Source organism: Methylobacterium sp. yr668 (assembly GCF_900116245.1).
In the GTDB taxonomy this organism is placed as follows: domain Bacteria; phylum Pseudomonadota; class Alphaproteobacteria; order Rhizobiales; family Beijerinckiaceae; genus Methylobacterium.
Window position 1 is genome coordinate 1 of record NZ_FOZY01000041.1, and the last position, 20,149, is coordinate 20,149.

24 protein-coding genes are annotated in these 20,149 nt (G+C 72.2%); 9 read left to right on the plus strand and 15 right to left on the minus strand.

The window, feature by feature from the left end:
• From BM419_RS28110 to BM419_RS28135, 6 genes are all read right to left on the minus strand, one after another.
• The coding region (locus tag BM419_RS28110; RefSeq protein ID WP_091928385.1) for an outer membrane protein at positions 1–583 on the minus strand (583 nt) is incomplete at its 3' end.
• Between the two features lie 462 nt (positions 584–1,045).
• Positions 1,046–1,240, minus strand: coding sequence for a hypothetical protein (locus BM419_RS28115; protein WP_020094731.1), 195 nt, complete (start codon positions 1,238–1,240; stop codon positions 1,046–1,048).
• A gap of 433 nt (positions 1,241–1,673) precedes the next feature.
• Entirely contained in the window at positions 1,674–1,883 is a 210-nt protein-coding gene (locus BM419_RS28120) for a hypothetical protein (RefSeq protein WP_026605187.1), read from the minus strand.
• Positions 1,884–1,989: 106 nt separating this feature from the next.
• Positions 1,990–2,310: a polyhydroxyalkanoic acid system family protein gene (locus tag BM419_RS28125; RefSeq protein WP_056526667.1), complete on the minus strand. Its 321-nt coding sequence runs from the start codon at positions 2,308–2,310 to the stop codon at positions 1,990–1,992.
• Between the two features lie 99 nt (positions 2,311–2,409).
• Positions 2,410–2,721, minus strand: coding sequence for a hypothetical protein (locus tag BM419_RS28130; protein WP_091928386.1), 312 nt, complete (start codon positions 2,719–2,721; stop codon positions 2,410–2,412).
• Positions 2,722–2,806: 85 nt separating this feature from the next.
• Entirely contained in the window at positions 2,807–3,037 is a 231-nt protein-coding gene (locus BM419_RS28135) for a hypothetical protein (RefSeq protein ID WP_020094727.1), read from the minus strand.
• Positions 3,038–3,554: 517 nt separating this feature from the next.
• Here BM419_RS28135 and BM419_RS28140 point away from each other — a divergent pair.
• Both BM419_RS28140 and BM419_RS28145 read left to right on the plus strand, forming a co-directional pair.
• On the plus strand, positions 3,555–3,872 hold the full coding sequence (locus BM419_RS28140; protein WP_091928387.1) for a hypothetical protein: 318 nt from the start codon (positions 3,555–3,557) through the stop codon (positions 3,870–3,872).
• A gap of 410 nt (positions 3,873–4,282) precedes the next feature.
• Positions 4,283–4,513: a helix-turn-helix domain-containing protein gene (locus BM419_RS28145; RefSeq protein WP_091928388.1), complete on the plus strand. Its 231-nt coding sequence runs from the start codon at positions 4,283–4,285 to the stop codon at positions 4,511–4,513.
• Here BM419_RS28145 and BM419_RS28150 read toward each other — a convergent pair.
• Together BM419_RS28150 and BM419_RS28155 are read right to left on the minus strand one after the other, a co-directional pair.
• Positions 4,510–4,752: a hypothetical protein gene (locus BM419_RS28150; protein ID WP_020094724.1), complete on the minus strand. Its 243-nt coding sequence runs from the start codon at positions 4,750–4,752 to the stop codon at positions 4,510–4,512. The genes BM419_RS28145 and BM419_RS28150 overlap by 4 nt on opposite strands.
• Positions 4,753–4,784: 32 nt before the next feature.
• Positions 4,785–5,039, minus strand: a complete 255-nt coding sequence (locus BM419_RS28155) for a hypothetical protein (protein ID WP_020094723.1) — start codon at positions 5,037–5,039, stop codon at positions 4,785–4,787.
• A 408-nt stretch (positions 5,040–5,447) separates the two neighbouring features.
• Here BM419_RS28155 and BM419_RS28160 point away from each other — a divergent pair, with 408 nt between their 5' ends.
• On the plus strand, positions 5,448–6,263 hold the full coding sequence (locus tag BM419_RS28160; protein ID WP_091928389.1) for an SDR family NAD(P)-dependent oxidoreductase: 816 nt from the start codon (positions 5,448–5,450) through the stop codon (positions 6,261–6,263).
• A gap of 57 nt (positions 6,264–6,320) precedes the next feature.
• Here BM419_RS28160 and BM419_RS28165 read toward each other — a convergent pair whose 3' ends face one another.
• The 3 genes from BM419_RS28165 to BM419_RS28175 form a co-directional block, all read right to left on the minus strand.
• On the minus strand, positions 6,321–7,571 hold the full coding sequence (locus BM419_RS28165; protein WP_091928390.1) for a sensor histidine kinase: 1,251 nt from the start codon (positions 7,569–7,571) through the stop codon (positions 6,321–6,323).
• A 139-nt stretch (positions 7,572–7,710) separates the two neighbouring features.
• Positions 7,711–9,957 (minus strand): xanthine dehydrogenase family protein molybdopterin-binding subunit, encoded by a 2,247-nt coding sequence (locus BM419_RS28170; protein ID WP_091928391.1) that lies wholly within the window; start codon positions 9,955–9,957, stop codon positions 7,711–7,713.
• 11 nt (positions 9,958–9,968) lie between these two features.
• A complete protein-coding gene (locus tag BM419_RS28175; protein WP_020094719.1) occupies positions 9,969–10,415 on the minus strand; it encodes a (2Fe-2S)-binding protein in 447 nt (148 codons plus the stop codon).
• Between the two features lie 603 nt (positions 10,416–11,018).
• On the opposite strand from BM419_RS28175, the gene BM419_RS28180 reads away from it, so the two are divergent.
• Complete coding sequence (locus BM419_RS28180) at positions 11,019–12,401, plus strand: mercuric reductase (RefSeq protein WP_091928392.1); 1,383 nt, start codon at positions 11,019–11,021, stop codon at positions 12,399–12,401.
• 3 nt (positions 12,402–12,404) lie between these two features.
• Here the strand turns inward: BM419_RS28180 and BM419_RS28185 are convergent, their stop codons facing one another.
• Complete coding sequence (locus BM419_RS28185; RefSeq protein WP_091928393.1) at positions 12,405–14,927, minus strand: MFS transporter; 2,523 nt, start codon at positions 14,925–14,927, stop codon at positions 12,405–12,407.
• Positions 14,928–15,257: 330 nt separating this feature from the next.
• Between BM419_RS28185 and BM419_RS28190 the strand changes: the two genes are divergently transcribed.
• The 5 genes from BM419_RS28190 to BM419_RS28210 all read left to right on the plus strand — a co-directional run bounded on the left by BM419_RS28190 (position 15,258) and on the right by BM419_RS28210 (position 18,471).
• Positions 15,258–15,920: a response regulator transcription factor gene (locus tag BM419_RS28190; protein WP_056526642.1), complete on the plus strand. Its 663-nt coding sequence runs from the start codon at positions 15,258–15,260 to the stop codon at positions 15,918–15,920.
• 361 nt (positions 15,921–16,281) lie between these two features.
• The gene (locus BM419_RS28195; protein WP_244540898.1) at positions 16,282–16,623 is read left to right on the plus strand and encodes a response regulator transcription factor; all 342 of its coding nucleotides are present in this window, start codon (positions 16,282–16,284) and stop codon (positions 16,621–16,623) included.
• Positions 16,624–16,846: 223 nt separating this feature from the next.
• Complete coding sequence (locus BM419_RS28200) at positions 16,847–17,584, plus strand: sensor histidine kinase (protein WP_020094714.1); 738 nt, start codon at positions 16,847–16,849, stop codon at positions 17,582–17,584.
• Between the two features lie 246 nt (positions 17,585–17,830).
• Positions 17,831–18,124, plus strand: a complete 294-nt coding sequence (locus BM419_RS28205) for a hypothetical protein (protein ID WP_020094713.1) — start codon at positions 17,831–17,833, stop codon at positions 18,122–18,124.
• Between the two features lie 71 nt (positions 18,125–18,195).
• Positions 18,196–18,471 carry a hypothetical protein gene (locus BM419_RS28210; protein WP_091928394.1) on the plus strand — a complete coding sequence of 92 codons (276 nt, stop codon included), beginning with the start codon at positions 18,196–18,198 and terminating at the stop codon, positions 18,469–18,471.
• A 24-nt stretch (positions 18,472–18,495) separates the two neighbouring features.
• Here BM419_RS28210 and BM419_RS28215 read toward each other — a convergent pair whose 3' ends face one another.
• From BM419_RS28215 to BM419_RS28225, 3 genes are all read right to left on the minus strand, one after another.
• Complete coding sequence (locus BM419_RS28215) at positions 18,496–18,708, minus strand: hypothetical protein (RefSeq protein ID WP_091928395.1); 213 nt, start codon at positions 18,706–18,708, stop codon at positions 18,496–18,498.
• 65 nt (positions 18,709–18,773) lie between these two features.
• Complete coding sequence (locus tag BM419_RS28220) at positions 18,774–19,622, minus strand: methyltransferase domain-containing protein (protein ID WP_091928396.1); 849 nt, start codon at positions 19,620–19,622, stop codon at positions 18,774–18,776.
• Between the two features lie 169 nt (positions 19,623–19,791).
• The gene (locus BM419_RS28225) at positions 19,792–20,133 is read right to left on the minus strand and encodes a hypothetical protein (protein WP_020094709.1); all 342 of its coding nucleotides are present in this window, start codon (positions 20,131–20,133) and stop codon (positions 19,792–19,794) included.
• Positions 20,134–20,149: the final 16 nt, after the last annotated feature.

The following is a 20,149-nucleotide window of genomic DNA, read 5'->3' on the forward strand; positions in this document are numbered from 1 at the left end:
CGGAGAAGTTCTGGTCGTCCTGGCCCGAGCCGTAGGCGAAGCCGCCGGTGCCGTACACGAGGGTGCGGTCGAAGGCGTAGCCGAGGCGGCCGCGCACGGTGCCGAAGTAGTCCAGGCCGTTGCCGCTGGTGGCGACGAAGGCCGGCGGGTTGGAGAAGGCGACGCCGGGGAAGCCGAGGAAGCTGTAGTTCTGGGTGGCGTTGGCGCGGCGGGCGAAGTCGACGTACTGGGCGTCGGCCTCGAAGCCGATCACGACGCCGGAGCCCGGGGTGAACTGGTAGTTGTAGCCGATCTGGGCGCCGCCCGAGAAGCCGTCGTTGTTGTTGCGGTTGTTGACGCTGACGACGCCGGCGGTGCCGGGGGAGTTGATCAGCGAGCCGCCGGGCAGGGCGTAGCTGGTGGTGTTGCGGCTGTTGGCGTCGAAGCCGTAGCCGGCGTTCACACCGATGTAGAAGCCGGTCCAGGTGAACACCGGCACCGGCGTGAACACCGGCGGCGGCGCGGCGCGGCGCGGAAGGTCGGCGGCGGACGCCGCGGCGGTCAGCGCAGTGAAGGCGGTCAGGGAGGCGAGGAGCTTGGTCATCAGGGCGATCCGGGTTTCGATCTGGTGATAAGACTACCAAGCTCTGAGCAGAATAGCTGTAGTTTTACGGACACACAGGTTCGCTGCGTCGGAGAAAACATAGTAAATGGTAGATTAACTCCGGTTAGATCTGTTAAATACTGATGAAGTTCTGGCGGCATGCTCGGGGCCTGCGCCCGAGGCGCATGCATCGGTCCGCGGCGCGGCCGCGCGGCCGCGCGGCCGCGCGGGCGGCCAGCGGGCGACGCGCCGACATTCCTGCGGGCGGCGCTGCCGGCCGCCCGCGCGGGGAGGGTTTGTCGTCGCTGCAGGTGCGCTGCGGACGATCCTGGCGCCCCCCGCGCCGGATCCGTCGGGCGGTAGCATGGGATCGAGAACCGGCGCTTCGGCGCCGGCGGGTGGCGCCGAGCCGGCGGACGGCGCGCGGGGACCTGTCCGGCGGTCCCCGCGTCCGCGGCCGCGCTAACCCGTCCGGTCGCGCCGGGTGATGTGCTTGACCAGCTCGGCCAGCTTCTCCTCGGCCTTCTTCAGCGCCACGCGCGAACTGTGTCCGGGCGGCGTTCCGTCGGCAGCCTCGCGAAGCTTCGCGATGGTGTCCTGGGTATCCTCTACCTCGGTATCGAGCGCGGCACGCTCACCGGATCTATCGATGGCCATATCGATCCTCCAGGTGTTCTGCCCCTGGCGGCCGCCAGGGCGCCACGCCCTGAGGTAAGGCGGCATCCCGACCGTGGCGAGCTTCGCGGGCCTCGCCGGAGGCCGTTTCCGGCACGGATCCGGGCTCGGCGACCCCGTCGCCGCCTGTGCGCCACGGCACGCCGCAGCGTGATCCCGGCGCCCGCGGACGGCGTTCTACCGTCACACACACCGGAGACTGCCGCCATGCTGATCCTCAATCCCCTCACCGGCCAGACGGTCGACGTGCGCGTGCCCCGCCCGCAACCCGGGAAGCCGTGAGTAACGGCCTGAGTCTGCCCCCCGCCCGGGCTCTCGCCGATGCGCCCCGGGGCCCGAGCGCGCCCTCCCCGGTCGCGCCGGCGGCCTCGGTCTCACCCGTCCGCAGGTTCGGCGCGCCGGGTGCTGCGAGCGCTCACAGGGAACGCGGGGGCCGGCGCGCCAAGCGCTCGGCCTCCGCCTGCCACGCGTCGCGCTCGGCCTGAAGCGCCTCGATGCGGGCGTGGAGATGGCCGGCGTCGATGGCGGTCTCCATCAGCATGTCCTGCGCGGTGGCGAGCTGCTGGCGCAGCTCGGCGTTCTCGGTCGCGAGCGCGAGGAGCAGGGCCGCCACGTCATCGCTCATCCGGGCCCCTGCGCCGCCACCGAGCCGGCGCGTTTAGCCCCGGCACGCCCGGGCCACAACCGCCCCGCGGGCACCCCGGACCGATCGCCGCCCCGGGCCGCGCGCGTCAGGCGGCCTCGTCGGACAGGAGGCGCCCGACGTAGTGGCGCCCGACCGACTCGATGACGGGCGCGAACAGGCTGGCCATCCAGGGCACCAGCGCCTCGACCTCCAGCGCGTCATCCGCCACCTGGATGGCGACGCGCGCCGACTGCCCGTAGCCGCTGCCCGAGAAGGAGCGGCGATTACCCAGCCAGTCCTCGGCCTCGACGCGGATCTTCTCCGCCTCCAGGCGACGGAAAGCCCAGTCCATGTGCAGGTCGATGCGCCGGCGAACCTCGGCTGTCCCGAGGTCGTGCGGGACGGTGATCGTCAGGCGCTTCGGCATCGGCATCTCCTCGCGAGCGGGCCCCGTGAGGTGCGGCCGGAAGGTTAACGCCCGGTGATCGGCGCCACCCGATCGACGCGCTGGGCGAACCGCCGGCGGTCAGTACCGGACCGTGCGGACGCTGCCGGCCCCGCCGCTCACGACGCTCCGGATGACCTCCTTGGTCGACGGGCTGATCCCACCGTCACCGCGCAGCCGGCGCCCGTCCGCCCGGTCGAGGCGCGCGACGTCGTCGGAGCATCGCTCCAGGGCGCGGCGGACCTTGGACGACAGCGGCCCGCCGCGTTCCGCCGGGGCGCCGGCCATCTCGAACCGCAGGCAGGACGCCAGATAGCCTTTCAGGTCGTCGAAGGCGGCGGCCTGGGCCCCCGACGTCAGGACGATGAAGATCAGGGCGGATCGGGCGAGCATCACGCGCTCCAGGGAAGGCGGTTCGCGCGGACAACGCGCGAGCGGGGCGTTGGTCCCGGAGGCCGCGCCCTCGCGGCCGCCGCACTCAGCCGCTGCGGCGGGGCGCCTGGGCCGCGTCGCGCCGCTGGTCCTGGGTTCCCCGACACTGCACGTATTCCGGCGTTCCCGGCTCGGCGCCGTAGCCCCGGCAGATCGCGTCGTCCTTCGCGGCGACGTCCGCCTCGCTCATGAAGAGCTCGCCGCGGCCGGGCCGGTTCGCCGCGTTGCAGGCCGTCAGGGCCGTGGCCGCGATCGCCAGAACGATGATGTGCTTCATGGGACTCCTCGCCGCCGATCAGCACCACAGCGGCGGGACGCTGTCGATGACGCTGCCGACGACCCGGCCGCGGCGTCCACAGGCCGGCGGTCGACATGGTTATCCAAGGATGGCCTGACCTTCGGCGCCGCGCCGCGGTCCCGGCCGTCCACCGCACGGGGCGGGGCCGGCCCGGCATGCAAGCCTGACGCCGCCGTGACCGGCGGTCCCTGCGGGGCCGACATGTCGTGTCGCCGGTGCAGCGGCGGCGCAACGCCGGCTAAGCATCTGCCTCTGCATCCTCCCAAGGCAGACCCACCTTCGGCCCCGCCGGCAGCGCCGCGCGGGGCCTTTTCGTGCGCCGATCCGGAGGGTTGGCGCGCCGTTCCCGGGCGAGACCCTGCGCGCCGGGCGCGGCCGGGCACGACGATCGACGGCGCACGACGACGACGGGTATCGGAAACCGGGTCCGCGCTCCCGCGTTCGGGCACGGAGGCCCGTGCGTGAGGCACAGTCGGGCCGAGATGCCAAGGAGCACATGATGCGTCATGCCCTCTTCGCCATCTTCGCGCTGGTCGCGGCGTCGCCCGGTTCGGCGCAGACCAGCACCGGTCCCGCACCGATCCGGCAACCCGGACCAGCCCAGCCGGTGACGCCGGGCACCCCGGCCGGAACCGTCGTCGTTCCCGGCGGCAGCCAGAATAGCGGTCCGGGCAGCACCGCCGTCGTTGCGCCCACCGGGACGGGGGCGACGACCATCACGACGGATTCGGCCGCCGGCGGGAATGCCGGCCAGCCGGAGCGCGGCGTACCCCAGGTCGGCAAGGGGAGCGGGGATGGCAGCGGCGGCAGCTGATCGCCGGACCCCGTCCTGAGGATCCGTCCCGCCCCGTGCCGGATCGGGGCGGGACAGGACAGGTGGACCGTCCCACCGCCGGCATCCCGACGCGGCGGGCGGCGGCGCGCGGGCACGGGACCATCGCACCGTTGACCCGCGGCCCGGGGCGGCCCGTCGCCGGGGAGGGATGATTCCGCGCCGCGTTCAATGCAGATGCCGAGCAAATCTGTTGCGGGCCATCGAATTTTGATCGCTGTGTCTAATTCAGGTTCTGCTTTCAATCTAAGATAATGATCGGCGACCAAGTAATTGGTATCAACGTACCGGTAAAATTTTTTTCCGATTCATCGATGCGGTGTTCGCACTCTCACGTTATAAAGATACTGTAGATTTAAAGCGACGCCGCCGCGCGTCCGTCGGAGATCGATTTGGCGGATCCGGAATTCGAGGGTGGAAAGTTCGGGCCGAACGACAAGAGATCGATGCTCCGGCAGATCGCGCACGCCCTCGGCGTGCCCGAAGACGCTTTCCTCGACGAATCCGAGGCGCTCGCCACGATCGACATGACGGGGGATTTGCTGCGCGTCTGGCACGCGCTCACCCTGTCGGACCGCCGCTTGCTGCTGCAGATGGCACGCGGGATGATCTCCCGCGGCTAGAACGGCCACGGCTCCTCCTGCGGCCCCGGCGCCGTCCGCTCGCCCGGCGCCACGAGGTCCACGATCTCGTCGAGTGGCTGCGTCACCCGGATCGTTCGTCCCGCCGCGGTGATGAACGTCTCGTTGCGCATCAGGTCGGTGTCGCTCAGCGCCTGGACGCTCGTCACGCGCAGCAGGTGCCGGCAGCCGTCGCCGTCCTGCACCTGGAGGAAGTTCCCGACCCGCCGAACCGCCGACATGGCGCTCTCCCGCCCCGCTGGTGATCTGTGGCCTAGGCGCCCTGCAGGCTCTCGGCGAAGTCGTCGGGGATCTCGCCCCACTGGCCGAGGATCGTGACGCCCTCCAGCTCGCCGGTCTCGTCGTCGGCCACCACCTTCAGCGCCGCCGCGCCCGGCATCCGCCTGGCCATGTTCTCGGCCTTCTTCACCGCCCCGCTCTCGGTCTGCGCAGGCTCCTGCCGGGCCGGCCGCAGCCGCTTCCGGTGCAGCTCGAAGGGCTGCACCACGAACGCCGTCCTCATCGCCATCGTCGTCCTGCACCCCGGTTCGTCACAGGTTCTCCACAGACCGCACGGGCCGCCCAAGGGCGCGCCACGAAAGGGGTTTTCGAGCCGTATCCACACGCGTCCACGGGGCCGGAAGAAAAGTCTCGCCCGCAGATTGTGCCCGGCCCGCCCGTATGATCTGTTCCGCTTTCGTTCTAGCATGGCGAGGCCGCGGGTGCACCTCTCCCGGATCGACGCGCGGCGGATCTCGGGCGCCGATTCCGTCAGCGGGCCGCCGCCGCACCGGCTTCCCCGCGCCTGCCCGACGGCCTTTGGGCATGCCGGCCGGGTCATACCAAGGTATGGCGTCGCCCCGCATCCGTATAAATGTAAGCCTCCGTCGCGATCGCTACACTTTCCGTCATTCAGCAGCACAGACGGAGAGTTGTCATGACGGAACGTGCCAAGGGAACTGCTCTGATCACCGGCGCTTCGGGCGGGATCGGCGCGATCTATGCCGAACAGCTCGCCGCGCGCGGCCACGATCTCATCCTGACCGCCCGGAACGCGGATCGCCTGGAGGCGGTCGCCGAGACGGTGCGCGGGGCCTCCGGCCGCACCGTCGAGGCGCTCGCGGCGGACGTCAACGACCGTGCCGATCTCCGGCGCGTCGAGGACCGGCTGCGGAGCGACCCGGCGATCACCCTCCTGGTCAACAACGCCGGCTTCGGCTCGGCGGCCCCGCTGCTCCAGGCGGATCCGGACGAGATGGAGCGCATGATCGGCGTGAACGTCACGGCCGTGACGCGCCTCGCCTACGCGGCGGCGCCGGCCTTCGTCGCGCGGGGGCACGGGGCGATCATCAACGTCGCCTCGACCGTCGCCCTCAATCCCGAACTGCTCAACGGCGTCTACGGGGCGAGCAAGGCCTACGTTCTCGCCTTCACGCAGGCGCTGCAGCACGAACTCGCCCCCAGGGGCGTCCGGATCCAGGCGGTCCTGCCCGGCGCGACGGCCACCGAGTTCTGGACCGTGGCCGGCGTCGGCGGCCACCGGAACCTCCCGGCCAGCATCGTCATGACGCCGTCCGACCTGGTCGCGGCCGCGCTCGCGGGGTTCGATGCCGGCGAGGTCGTCACGATCCCGCCCCTGGAGAACGGTGCGGCCTGGTCCGCGCTGGACGCCGCGCGCCTCGAACTCGCCGCCCAGCTCGGCGCGGCGACGCCGGCGAGCCGGTACCGGACCGCGCGCGCCGACGCCGCCTGAGGCCCTCGGGGGGCGTCCCGGCCGGGGCGCCCCTGCCCGCTTCCCGCGGCCGCCCGGTCAGGACCGGGCGAGCGGCAGGCACACCGAGAAGCGGGCGCCCGGCGTCCCGTCGCGGGGCCTCGCGTCGATCGAGCCGCCATGGGCCGCCACGATGGTCCGGCAGATCCGGAGACCGAGGCCGAGCCCCTCGGCCCGCGTCGTGAAGAAGCCGTCGAACAGCCGGTCGACGGTGCCGGGATCGAGGCCCGGCCCGTTATCGACGACGTCGACCGTGATCGACCCGTCCCGGCAGACGGTCTCGACCGCGATCTCGGGCCCGGGGGTCCGCGCCTGCCGATGGATCTGGATGGCGTTCATCAGCAGGTTGACGAAGACCTGCTGCAGCTGGATCCGGTCCGCGAGGACCTGCGCGGCCGCGTCCGCCGGGGCGACGGTGAGCCTGATCTCGGTGCGGTTCAGGTCGTGCGCCACGAACCGCGCGGCCTCGGCCAGGACCTCCGCCACGGCGACGGGCGCGCGGACGCTGTCCCGCTTGGCGGCCATGCGGCGGGTGCGATCGATGATGTCCCCGGCCCGCGTGACCTGATCGACGATGCGCTGGCATTGCCGCCGGAGCAGGTCGCGGTCGAGGTCCGCGCGGTCGAGCAGGCGCAGCATCGCCCCGGCGGTCATGCCGATCGACGACAGGGGCTGCCCGAGCTCGTGCGCGATCGACGCCGACAGCTCGCCCAGCGTCGAGATCCGGGAGACGTGGGCCAGCTCGTCGCGCAGCACCTCCAGCGACATCTGCCGCGCGACGTGCTCGGTGATGTCCACGAAGGAGGCGAGCCACAGGCCGGAGGTGGCGCCGTCCGCCCGCGGGACCACGCAGAACAGCGTCTCGAAGCGCGATCCGTCGAGCCGGACGCTGTGCGCCTGCTGCTGGAACGAGGTCGCGCCCGCCGCGAAGGCCCGGGCGGAATTGACCTGGGCGGTGCAGAGCGGGTCGAAGAAGCGCTGCGTGCGCTGCCCGATCATGTCCGCGCGGCCGCCCGCGCCGAACATCCGCACCGCCGCCTCGTTGACGTCGAGGATGACCATCCCGTGCCGCAGGCGGTCGGCCACGTCCGGATGGGCGTCGAGGTGGGCGGCGATGTCGGTGATTCCGGCCGCCCGCAGCGCGTCGAGGGTGGCGACCCGCTCGCGGGCATCGACGACGACGAAGCCGATCGTCGAGACCTTCATGCAGACGAGGTACCACGCGTCGTTCCAGTCGGCCTCGCTGGCCACGACGATCCGGTCGGCCGTCGGCGTCAGACCGTTGCTCATGTCGGCGGTTCCCGGGGCCGGCCCCGATGCAGGCCCGCCGCGCCCCCGCTATACGGCATCCGAAAATCCCGCTTCCAGTCGGGACGCGGGACTTTCGGGGGCTGACCCGGGGGGCGTCGCCCCGGGTTATTGATCGGCGTCAGGTCCCCGAGAGGGTCTCCTTGGCCAGGGGCAGGCTGCGCAGGCGTCGGCCGGTCAGCGCCGCGACCGCGTTGACCACCGCCGGCGGCACGCCGGGCAGGCCGGGCTCGCCGATGCCGCCCATCGGCGCCCCGCTCTCGACGATCGCCACGTGCACCCGCGGCATCCGCTCCCGGTCGAGGATCGGGTAGGCGTCGAAGTTCCGCGCCTGCCGCTCCCCGTTCTCGTAGACGACCTGCTCCAGCAGCGTCGACGAGAGACCGAGCGCCGCCGCGCTCTCGACCTGGCGCTTCACGATCGCCGGGTTGACCACGCGGCCCGGATCGATGGCGATCCAGAGATCGTGCACCCGGGCCTCGCCGTTCTCGAGCGACACCTCGGCGATCGTCGCCGTCTCCGACCCGAACGGCGAGGCCATCGACACGCCCCGCGCCCGCCGCGTGCCGTCCTGTGCCCGGAACGGCCCGCGCGTCCAGCCGCCCGCGAGGTCGGCCACCGCCTGCAGCAGGGTGCGGTGGCGGGCGCTGTCCCTCAGGAGCGTCATCCGGAGGGCGAACGGGTCCTGGCCGCCGGCCTGCGCGATCTCGTCGAGGAAGCTCTCGTAGAAGTAATCGTTCATCGAGTGCCCGACCGAGCGCCAGAACGCGATCGTCACCGGGTGCGGTACCTTCACGTAGGTGAGCCGCCGGTTCGCGATCGCGTAGGGCTTCCGGTCGAGGCCCTCCACCACGGAGGAATCCACCGGCCCCTTGAACAGCGCGCCGAACCAGCGCCCGATCGGGCCCTCCCCCACCGCGGTGGTCTCCAGCGCCACCGGCATCCCGTCCGGACCGAGCGCCGCCCTGAACCGGGCGAAGCTCAGGGGGCGGACGGCGTCCATGCCGAACTCCTCCTCCCGCGACCACAGAACCCGCACCGGCTTGCCCGTCGCCTTGGCGAGCAGGATCGCCTGCGGGAACGGGCTCGCCGGCCCGTAGTGGAAGTGGCGCCCGAAGAAGCCGCCGAGCATCGGCGAGTGGATCCGGACCTGATCCGGCTGCAGCCCGGCCGTCTTGGCGGCGACCTGCTGGAACAGCTCCGGCATCTGGTTCGGCACCCAGAGGTCGAGGCTGCCGTCGGGGGCGAAGCGCGCCACCGCCGAGGGCGGCTCGAGCTGCGCGTGGGCGAGGTAGGGGGCGTCGTACGCCGCCTCCACCACCTTGGCCGCGCCCGCGAAGGCGGCGTCCGGGTCGCCCGCCTGCTCGGCCGGGACGCCGGGGCCCGCCGCGTCCCGGAGGGCGGCCAGCATCGCCGCCGAGGAGAAGCCCGCCGAGACGGTGGCGACGCCGTCGGGCGCCGGCCGGGTCCAGGTCACCTGCAGGGCCTCGACGGCCCTGCGGGCCCGCCACCACGTGTCGGCCACCACCGCCACCGCGCCCGGCAGGCGCTCGACCGCCTGGACGCCCGGCATCGCCCGGACCTCCGCGGCGTTGGCGATCGCCTCCGGCTCGGTGCCGAGATGCGGCGCGTGCCGGATCGCGGCGTGGACCATGCCGTCGAGCCGGATATCGATGCTGTAGACGGCCCGGCCGGTGGACTTGTCGCGCATGTCGAGGCGCGCCACCGGCTTGCCGATCCAGCGGAAATCTTTGGGATCCTTCAGGGCGACGTCGTCCCGCGGCTGCAGCGCCAGCGCCGCGGCGGCCAGCGCGCCGTAGCCGAGGCTCCGGCCGGAGGCGGCGTGGATGACGCGCCCGTTCTCGGTGGTCAGGCTGGCCTGAGGCACGGCGAGCTCGGCGGCCGCCGCCCGCAGGAGCATCTCGCGGGCGGTGGCGCCGAGGCGGCGCATGGCCTCGAAGCTGGAGCGTGTCGAGAACGACCCGCCGGTCATCCGCAGGCCGTTGACGACCGCGTAGTCGGGGCCGGGCGGGGCGCATTCCACCGCGAAGCGCGCCGGGTCGAGGTCGAGCTCCTCGCCGATCGTCTGGGCGAGGCCGGTGTTGATGCCCTGGCCGCCCTCCACGAAGGGGCTGAGCAGGCGCACGGTGTCGTCGGGGCGGATCTCCAGGAAGGCCGTCACGCGGGTCCCGGGTTTCGGCGCGACGGCCGCCGGGCCTTCGGCGCGGGTCTGGGCGGCGGCCGGCGCGACCCGGAGGCCGATTCCGAGGAACAGCGCGCCCGAGGCGGCCCCCAGGAAGCCGCGGCGGGAGAGGTTGCGCACCGGTTCGCGACGGTCGGCGCGGCGGAGGGGCGTGAGGTCGGTCATCGTGCGCCTCCTCAGGCCGCGGCCTGCCGCACGGCGGCGGCGATGGCGTTGTAGGTTCCGCACCGGCACAGGTTGGTCATGGCGCCGGCGATGTCGGCCTCGGTCGGCTTCGGGGTCTGCTTGAGCAGGCTCGTGGCGGCCATGACCTGACCGGACTGGCAGTAGCCGCACTGGGGTACCTCGATGCCGACCCAGGCGGCCACGACCCGGGCACCGACCGGGTCCTGCTCGATCGCCTCGATCGTCGTGATGGCTTGGTCGCCGACGCTCTCCAGGGGGATCTGGCAGGAGCGGGTCGCCGCGCCGTCGAGCAGCACCGTGCAGGCGCCGCACTGCCCGATGCCGCAGCCGTACTTCGTGCCGGTCAGCCCGAGGCTGTCGCGCAGGACGAACAGCAGCGGCGTGTCCGGTTCCGCGTCCACAGTGTAGCGACGCGCATTGATCGTGAGCTGGACCATCGTTCGACCTCGTGGGATGGGGACGCCGCGACGTGTCTCGGCGTGCGAACCGGCCGGGCGACGTGTCTTCGGGGACGGGCGAAGGCGCGGTCCGGATCGTGTGCCGTGTCGCGAGAGGTACCGCCGCCCCCGGTCGCGCGGAATCATACGAAGGTTAGGGGTCGTCACCCGAAACGGTGCCCCTCCGCGGCCCGCCCCTGGGATCAGGGCCGGCCGAGGACAGTCCATCGCCCCGGGTCGCGGCCCTGAAAGCTTCGCGCGGCGGCGCTCGGGCGGCCGGTCACGCGCCCGGGCCGCGGCCGCGGCGAACCTGCGTGTTCCGGGATCCGAGCGTTCGAAGCGGAGGGCGCGGGATTGCGGCAGGCCGGCCTGCAGAGGCGCCGACCGGAACGGGTGATCGCCCGTCGGCGATGGACGGAGTTGCGGTGATGGGCCGATCCGGCTCGGTCAGGCCGAGGTTTCGGTCGGATCATCCGAGACTCGATGCGCACGAAACCTGCGCGCCGGGCGGTCGGGACCGGTCTATCATACCGACGCATGATATCCGTCCGGTCTCGACGCCTCTACGTTTTCCGCAGATCTCGGAATCGCGGAGGAAATACCATGGACGACCACTACGATGCCCTCGTGATCGGCAGCGGCGAGGGCGGCAAGTTCCTGGCGTGGCACCTGGCCAAGGCCGGCCAGAGGGTCGCGGTGATCGAGCGCCGCTGGATCGGGGGCTCGTGCCCCAACACCAACTGCCTGCCGAGCAAGAACGAGATCTGGAGCGCCGAGATCGCCCACCGCGCCCGGCAGGCCGACCGGTACGGCATCGAGACCGGACCGGTCGCGGTGGATATGGGCCGGGTGGTCGCGCGCAAGCGGGCGATGGTTCGTGACCTCATCGACATGCACCTCGACCGCTACCGCGAGAGCGGCGCGGAGCTCGTCATGGGAACGGCCCGCTTCACGGGCCCCAGAGCGCTCACGGTCGCGCTGAACGCGGGCGGCTCGCGCGCGCTGACGGCCGAGCAGATCTTCTTGAATCTCGGCACCCGCGCGACCATCCCGGACGTCCCGGGCCTGCGCGAGGCCGGGCCGCTCACCCATATCGAGGCGCTCGAACTCGACGCCGTGCCCGCCCACCTCGTCGTCCTCGGCGGCGGCTACGTGGGCCTCGAACTGGCCCAGGCCTACCGCCGGTTCGGCAGCGCGGTGACGGTGATCGAGCACGGGCCCCGGATCGCGGGCCGCGAGGATCCGGACGTGGCGTCCGCCCTCGCGCAACTCCTCGAGGCCGAGGGGCTGGCGATCCGCACCGGCACGGAGGTGGTGCGCGTGCGCGGCCGCTCGGGCGAGGCCGTGGAGATCACGGTGCGCGGCGGCCCCGGTGAGGCGGTCATCGCCGCGAGCCACATCCTCGTCGCGGCGGGGCGCGCGCCGAACACCGACGGCATCGGTCTCGACCGCGCGGGCGTGGCGCTCACCGAGCGGGGCGTCATCGAGGTCGACGATCACCTTCGGACGAGCGCGCCGGGCGTCTGGGCCATCGGCGAGTGCGCGGGCAGCCCGGCCTTCACCCACGCCTCCGCGGACGATTTCCGCGTGATCCGCGACACGCTGGCGGGGATCCCGCGCTCGACCGCGGGCCGGCTGATGCCGTCCTGCCTGTTCACCGACCCGCCGCTGGCGCGGGTCGGGTCGACCGAGACGGAGGCGCGGGCCGACGGTCAAGCCGTCCGGGTGGCGCGGCTGCCGATGGCGGCCGTGCTGCGCACGCGGACGACCGGGCAGACCGAGGGCTTCATGAAGGCCGTCATCGGTCCGGACGACCGCATCCTCGGCTTCACGATGCTCGGTGCGGAGGCCGGCGAGGTCATGGCCGCGGTCCAGGTCGCCATGCTCGCCGGCCTGCCCTACACGGCGTTGCGCGACGCGATCCTCGCCCATCCGACCACCGCGGAGGGGCTGAACAGCCTGTTCGCGGCCGTCCCCGCCCGCTGAGGCTCAGCCGGCGGCGGCGGGCTCGGCCGCGGCGCCGCCCGCCGCGCCCGGCTCGGCCGCCGGCAGCTCGACCGCGAAGGTCGCGCCCGGCCCGTCGTTGTTCCCGCCGGTCAGCGTGCCGCCATGGGACTCGACGATGGTCCGGCAGATCGCGAGGCCGATGCCCATCCCGTCGCGCTTCGTGGTGAAGAACGCGCTGAACAGCCTGGGCAGCTGCTCCGGATCGATGCCGGTACCGCTGTCGACGACCGCGATCCGCAGCCGGCCCGGCGCGGGGGCGGTCAGCGCGATCCGCAGCGCGCGGCGGGGCTCGGGCAGGTCACGCACGGCGTGCAGGCCGTTCGTCACGAGATTGACCACGACCTGCTGCAGCTCGACGCGGTCGGCCAGGACGCGCGCCTCGGTCGCGGCGATCACCGTCCGCACCGTCGCCCCGGCCGCCAGGATCTCCCGGTCGAGGAGGGCCGCGACCTCCGCCAGGAGGGAGCCCAGGTCGAGGATCTCGGGCTGGCTGCGGTCGCGGCGGAGCTGCTCGCGCGTCCGCTGCACGATCCGGCTCGCCCGCATGCCGTCGCGGACGGCGCGCTCGGCCGCCCGCGCGGCCGCCTCCAGGTCCGGCGTCTCGCGCCGCAGCCAGCGCAGGCAGGCCTCGGCGCTCATCACCATGGCGCCGATCGGCTGGTTGACCTCGTGGGCGATGGAGGCGGAGATCGCCCCGACGGTCGAGATCCGGCCCGCGCGGGCGAGCTCGGCCTGGGCCGCGAGCAGGGCCTCCTTGGCGCGCTCCCGCTCGGTCACGTCGATCATCGCGCAGGCGACCCGGTCGAGGGCCGCCTCGTCGTCCGGCAGCGCCACGACGAGGATCGCGGTCAGCTCCCGTCCGTCGGCGCGGATCAGGCGGCCCTGGGCCTCGAAGCGGCCGCCCGCCCGGTCGATCCGCTGCAGGAGCGGCAGGACGAGGTCGTTGCCCGGCGGCAGGAAGCGGCTCATCGAGCCGAGCACCGCCTCGCGGGAGCCGCAGCCGAGGAGCCGCACCGTCGCGTCGTTGACGTCGACCAGCGCGATCCGCCGGGCGCATTCGGCGACGAGCGCGGCGTCGGCCTGCCCGCGGAGGTCGGGCCCGAGGGCGCCGGCGGCCCGCGCCTCGGCGAGGTGGGCCTGCGCCTCGGAGAGATCGACCTCGCACAGCGCGACGTGGCTCTGCTCGAACAGCGCGCGGTACCGCCGCTCGCTCCGGGCGAGCGCGTCCAGCGCCCGCCGCCGGGCGCTCGTGTCGAAGGCGATGAGGCTGATCCCGCCGGTCAGCGCGAGGTAGAAGCCGACCGCGGTCAGGCCGCTCTGCGCGGCCAGCGCCTGGGCGATCATCGGCGAGAAGGCGCCGCCGATGATGCCGCCGACGTTGAACGCCACGGAGGTCCCCGTGTAGCGCACCTGCGGCGGGAACAGGCTCGGCAGCCACGCGCCGAGCGGCCCGTTGACGAAGCCCATCACCCACAGGGCGAAGGCCAGGAAGGCGAAGATGGTCGCGAGGGAGCCGCTGCCGAGCATCGGCGCCAGCAGGATCCCCGACACGATGGTCCCGGCGCAGCCGACGATCAGCACCCGGGCCGGGTCGAGCCGGTCGGACAGCCAGCTCGCGACGACGATGGCGGCGGCCATGAACAGGATCGCGCCGAGCTCGACCGTCAGGAACGAGGCCCGGGAGTAGCCGAGCGTCGTCGTGCCGTAGCCGAGCGCGAAGGCGGTGGCGGTCCAGAACAGAGAGAAGCACGCGACGACGCCGAACATCCCGGCGACGACCTGCCCGGCATGGTCGCGCATCAGGGCGACGAGGGGGACGCGCGGGGGCTGCGCGTCCTTCACGGCGGCGGCGAACTCCTCGGTCTCGCCGAGATTGGTGCGGACCCAGAGCCCGAGCCAGACCAGGGGCACGCTGAGCAGGAAGGGCACCCGCCAGCCCCAGTCCGCGAACTGCTCCGCGCTGAGGGTCAGGGTCAGGACGAGGAACAGGCCGTTGGCCACGAAGAAACCGAGGGGCGCCCCGAGCGGCGCGAACATCGCGTAGCGGGCGCGCCAGCCCGGCGGGGCGTTCTCCAGCGCCAGCAGGGCGGCGCCGCTCCACTCGCCGCCGAGCGCCAGGCCCTGCCCGAACCGGAGGAGGCAGAGCAGGACGGGGGCGAGCCAGCCGGCCAGCGCGAAGGTGGGCAGCAGTCCGATGGCCGAGGTCGTGAGCCCCATCAGCAGGAGCGAGGCGACCAGCGTCGCCTTGCGCCCGATCCGGTCGCCGAAATGCCCGAACACCGCGCCGCCGATCGGCCGGGCCACGAAGGCGAGGCCGAAGCTCGCGTAGGCGCTGATCAGCTCCGCCGATTGCAGCGCCGCCGGGAAGAACAGCGGCCCGAAGATCAGGCTCGCCGCCGTGGCGTAGATGTAGAAGTCGTAGAACTCGACCGTCGTGCCGATCAGGCTCGCGAGGAGGACCCGCGCCGTCGTCTGCCTGGGACGCGCGTCGCCCACCGCACTCATCTCCGCGCCTCGCTGCACAGCCTGTCGGGCGGGCGCGCGGCCGGAGGAGGCGGGCGGCCGCGAATCCTGGGCCGGGAGGCGCTGACCTCGCCGGAGGTTGAGCCAGTCCCGGGGACAGTGCAACCGCTCATAGCCACAAGCTTGGCCGCGAGTCGATAGGCGGGTCGGGAGCGGTCCGGCGAGCGGCCATTCGGGGCGACCCGTGCCGGCGACCCGTGCCGGCGGTCCGCGCCGTCCACAGACGGTCGGCTTGATCGGGCGCGGATACAACCTGTAAGCATTGCCCGTGCGGGCAGCCTGTCAGAGGCGCGCGGGGACTCGTCGATCACGATGTCAGGCAACGTCCGGGGTGGCGCGGCGAAGCCCGGCGCCGACACGGCCTCACCGCTGGTGGTCATCGTCGAGGATGACGAGGGCGTCCGCGAAGGTCTGCAGGATCTTCTGCACTCCGTCGGGCTCGACACCCTCGCCTACGGCGCGACGCGCGACCTCCTCGCGGCGACGCTGCCGGACCGCCCGGGCTGCCTGATCCTCGATGTGCGGCTGCCGGGATCCAGTGGCCTCGACCTGCAGGCGAAGCTCGCCGCGATGGGCAACCGCATGCCGATCATCTTCATGACCGGCCACGGCGACATCCCCATGACCGTCCAGGCCATGAAGGCGGGCGCGCTCGATTTCCTGACCAAGCCGTTCCGCGATCAGGACATGCTCGACGCCATCGCGGTCGCGATCGAGCGAGACAGGACCCGGCGGGCGTCGAGCGCGGGGGTCGCCGAGCTCGAAGCGCTGGCCGCGACCCTGACGGCGCGGGAGGCCGAGGTGATGGCACAGGTCGTCAAGGGGCTGCTCAACAAGCAGATCGCCCACGCCCTCGGAATCAGCGAGATCACGGTCAAGATCCACCGGGGCAACGTCATGCGGAAGATGGCGGCCGGCTCCGTGGCCGACCTCGTGCGCAAGACCGAGCTGCTCAAGGCCCGGGCCGCCGTCTGAGTCGGCCCATCGCCCCGTCGCTTCCGCAGACCCGGCCCGGGCCGATCGGCGCGGAACGATGCCGGACATCGCCGCGTTGGCACCCGCACTGGACAGATTCGTCGCGGCGATCGGATCGGGGATCGGCGAAGAAGTCCTGCCTCAACTCGTGAAATCCATGTCTACCGGGTCGCGTCGCGACGCTCCGGGTCCTGCGTTGCTGTGGCAGGACTCGGTTCATCGGGATGTGAGTCCGCCGCGCGCATCAAACCATCGTATAATTTCGTCGGAGCCGCCGCCGGCCCACAGAGGTGGGATCGATGCGCCTTCGAGAGGCTCCGGAGGGAGATTCGTGCCGGTCGGGAAGAAAGCGGTCGCGGTCGTGGACGACGACGAGGCGGTTCTGGACGCGACGTCCAGCTTCCTCGAGGCGTTGGGCTACGACGCGCGGGCCTTCAACTCGGGCGAGGCCTTCCTGGCCGCGATGGCCGGCAGCGACGTGTCGTGCCTGCTGACGGACGTGAACATGCCGGGGATCAGCGGCATCGAATTGCAGGATCGCGTCCGGGAGCAGCGCCCTGCCCTGCCGGTCATCATGATGACCGCGCTGACCGACGACGCACTCCGGCGCCGGGCCCTCGCCGGGGGCGCCCGCGATCTCCTGCGCAAGCCGCTCGTGGCCGACGAACTGATCCGCTGCCTGGAAGAGACGATCGGGGCCTGACGCCAGGGCCTGACTCCAGTGCCTGACTCCAGGGCCTTTCCATCCGTGACGGGATCGCCGGCCGGCTCCGGACCGGCATCGCGCGCGTGCGCCGCTGGCACGCCGATCCGAGGCCGGTCGGTTAGGACATCAAACCTCCGTATGATTCCGGCGCGTACGGCCACGGTCCAAGGTCGCGACATGGAAGCGGCGCGCCGTCGGCGGGCTGGACGAGGAGGCGGGGATGGGACTGACGATGGCGAGCCCGGGTGCGGCACCCGACGAGGCCCTGCTGCACGCGGAGACCGCCCGCAGCGCCATGGCCCGGCTGCTCGCCGTGGCCGGACACGACCTGAAGCAACCCGTGCAGGTGGCCCTCATGGCCATCGACCGCGCGGTCTCGGACGGCGTCGGTCCCCGGGCCGCGGCCCGGCTCGGCCTCGCCAGCGACGCGCTGGTGCGGCTCGGCCGCGAGCTCGACGATCTGGCCCGCTCCTCCCAGGCCGGCAGCGTGGCGCCCCGGCTCGGTCCCGTCGCGGTCGCCCCGCTCCTGGAGGCGGTGGCGGCCGAGTGGGGGCCCTACGCCGACGCCGTCGGGGTGCGTGTCCGGGTCTGCGCCACGGCGCTGACGGTCACGAGCGAGGTCGCCATGCTGACGACCATCCTGCGCAATCTCGTCGGGAACGCCGTGAAGTATGCGGGCCCGGGCGGCCGCGTCGTCGTCGGATGCCGCCGCCGGCAGGGGCGCGTCGCGATCGAGGTGCACGACGGCGGTCCCGGCATCGCGCCCGAGCGGCTGGCGGGCATCTTCGACGCCTTCGACCGCGCCGGACGCCGGGACGGAGCGGGTCTCGGGCTCGGCCTTCACATCGTCCGGCAGACCGCCGCGGCGCTCGATCACCCGGTCGCCGTGCGATCCCGGCGCGACCGGGGCTCCGTCTTCGGCGTGACCGCGCCCCGCCACCGTCCGGCATCCGCGTAGACGCCCCGGGCCGGTCCCGACGCCGCTGCTGCCGCGGACCTCGTCCGCCGTCGCGGGACCGCAGGTCGCGAAACGCCCGGACCGTGCGCGCAGGCCGGCAAAATCCGCGGTGTCCACGGCCACGCAGGCGTGCCGCGGTCGCACGGCTTGCTCGCCAGGGTTGCTTGTGGAACCGTGTCGGCCTGAGACCCCGAAGAGGCGACGGATGCTCCGCACCGTGCTTTCGCAGACGGAGCGCGACCTGACATGACGGCTGGTGATCCGCCCAACAAGATGGCCGAAGTTGCCGGCCTTGCGGCCGCGATCGCCGATCACATCCTCGCGCAGCACGAGGCCGGGACCACGATCCCGCCGGACCAGTTCCGGATGCTGGTAAGCGCCGCCCGGATGCTCCTGGATAACGGCGTGGCTTGGCCGCCGTCGGTGACCTACCTCGTCATGGAAGTCGCCCGACGGGTCGAGGAGGCCGAGCCGCCGCCCAAGGGCGACGAGGTCGTGACGCACCTGGAGCAGGCGCTCGACGCGGCGAAACCCACCTGAGACACCTGAGACCGACCGTCACGCGGCGGGCGCGCCGACTTCCCGCGGGATCGGCGCCCTATATGGGCCCTATGCCCACACTCGGTCTCAAGCTCCCGCTCCGGATCTGCGTCCTCGAGAACGCCGCCTGCGTCGAGGATGCCGGCGGCCGGCGCACCGGCTACGTCTACTGGGACGAGAGCCGTTCGGGAGGTGGTGACAGGCCCTTCACCCGCGCCGAGGCCATCGAGCAGGTCCGGATTATCGCGGGCGCCTGGGCCGGCGCTCTGGTCCACAGCGGCACCCTCGACACCGGCCCGGCGCCCGAGCCGGGTGCCGCCGCCGCCGAGCCGTCTCCGGAAGGCTGACCGCGCCCGGCCGAGCGGGATCCGCTACATGCCGGTGCCGCTCACGTACGAGACCGGCGCGCCTGGACCCGAACTCGTCGCGGAGGCCGCGACGGTGGCGGCGATCCAGTCACCGTCGCTGGTCCCGGACACCCGGCATTCCCGCGCCATGGCCCGCACTCGGCGGCGCCAGAGCCAGAGGCGGAGGGTGTGGATGAGGTCGTACATGGTCGGCCCCGCGCTGTCGCTCCCGTCCATGTGGGGCGCGCGGGCGGACCGCTCAAGCCTGCGGCGCCCGACCAGTCGAGTCCAGAAGCCCCGCCTCAAGCGGGGCGGTGCTTCATCACGAAGTGGAAGCCGAGCTCGGGATTCTTGCTGAAATCGGCGTCGTAGAACGCGTTCTCGTTGCCGGAGCCTCTGCAGAAATCCTTGAACTGAAACATGGTCATCGGGACAAATTCCAGCCCGTGCTGCCGGACAAGCTCGCGCCACCACGTCTCCGGCTTGACCGTCGGATGGTAGCTCACGCCGTTGGCGACATCGTCGTATGTCGCGGCGGAGCCCACGAAAAGACCGCCGTCCGCCAAGTGGGATTTCACGTTCGCGAACAGCTGAGGAAGCAGCGATTCCTCGATGTGCTCGAGGACCTCCCACATCGTGATGACGTCAAATTTCGCTTTCGTCCCTGACCTCTGATCCATCAGAGCGAACGGCTTGGTAATATCGCAGGTCTTCAGATAGTCCGGGATGATGGACCATTCGGCGCGCTGCGCGCGAAGGGAGTAATCGCTCCCCTCGATCCCGAATGCCGCGTTGCCCCGGATGAGGAAATCGAAGACGAGGCCGCCCCCCGCGCAGCCGAGGTCCAGGGCCCTGACCTTTCGGCCGAAATGGCTCTCGATCGCGTGGCAGAACCGCTGATTGCGCGTATTGTCATCCTTTGTGCCGCGCGGAACCGTGTGATCGTTGCTCTCGTAGGCGATCGGATGATCCGTTACGAGGCAGAAATCGTTCTTCGGCGCGAGCTGAACCACGGCGAGGCGCCGGACATCTTGCATCTGCGCCAGCTGCTGCGCGTGAGCCGTCATGATCTTGCTGTCGAGGGCGGCATAGAGCTGGCGGCCGACGTCGAGGATCTGCTGCGTGATAAATTGCTTGTCCTGGTCGTCCATCACAAATTCCCGACGAGCGATCTCGAGCTGACGCGGTGTGGCCAGCCCCGAATTTATCCGAGATCCTGTATCAAATCTTTACGCGGCGGCCCGAATTCGGATCGTGGCGCGTCGGCGCGCTGCGTTCCAGATCTGCCGCCAGCGCGATCCGGCGAGCCGGCAGGACGCCTCACGCCCCTCCCCCGGGCAGACCCGCCCAGGCCTCGCGGACGAGCGCGAGGCGCCGCTCGGCCCGGGCCGCGTCGGCGTCCGCGATTTGATTGAGCACGGCCTCCAGCGCCTCGGATCCACCGAGCGCGGCGGCCGCCTCGCCCTGGCGGCGCATGGCGGAGCGGTGCGCCCGCATCGCCGGCCCGGCCTTCTGCCCGGCCTCGATCGCCTCCAGGGTGGCGATCAGGGCGGCCGCGAACGGGGCGACGTCGCGCCACGAGGCTGCAGCGGGCGCCGGCTCGGGCGGGTGGGCACGCTCCGGCGGCGGCGCGGAGAAGTTGGTGGTGAGCGGGCGCTTCATGACGAACCTCCACGGG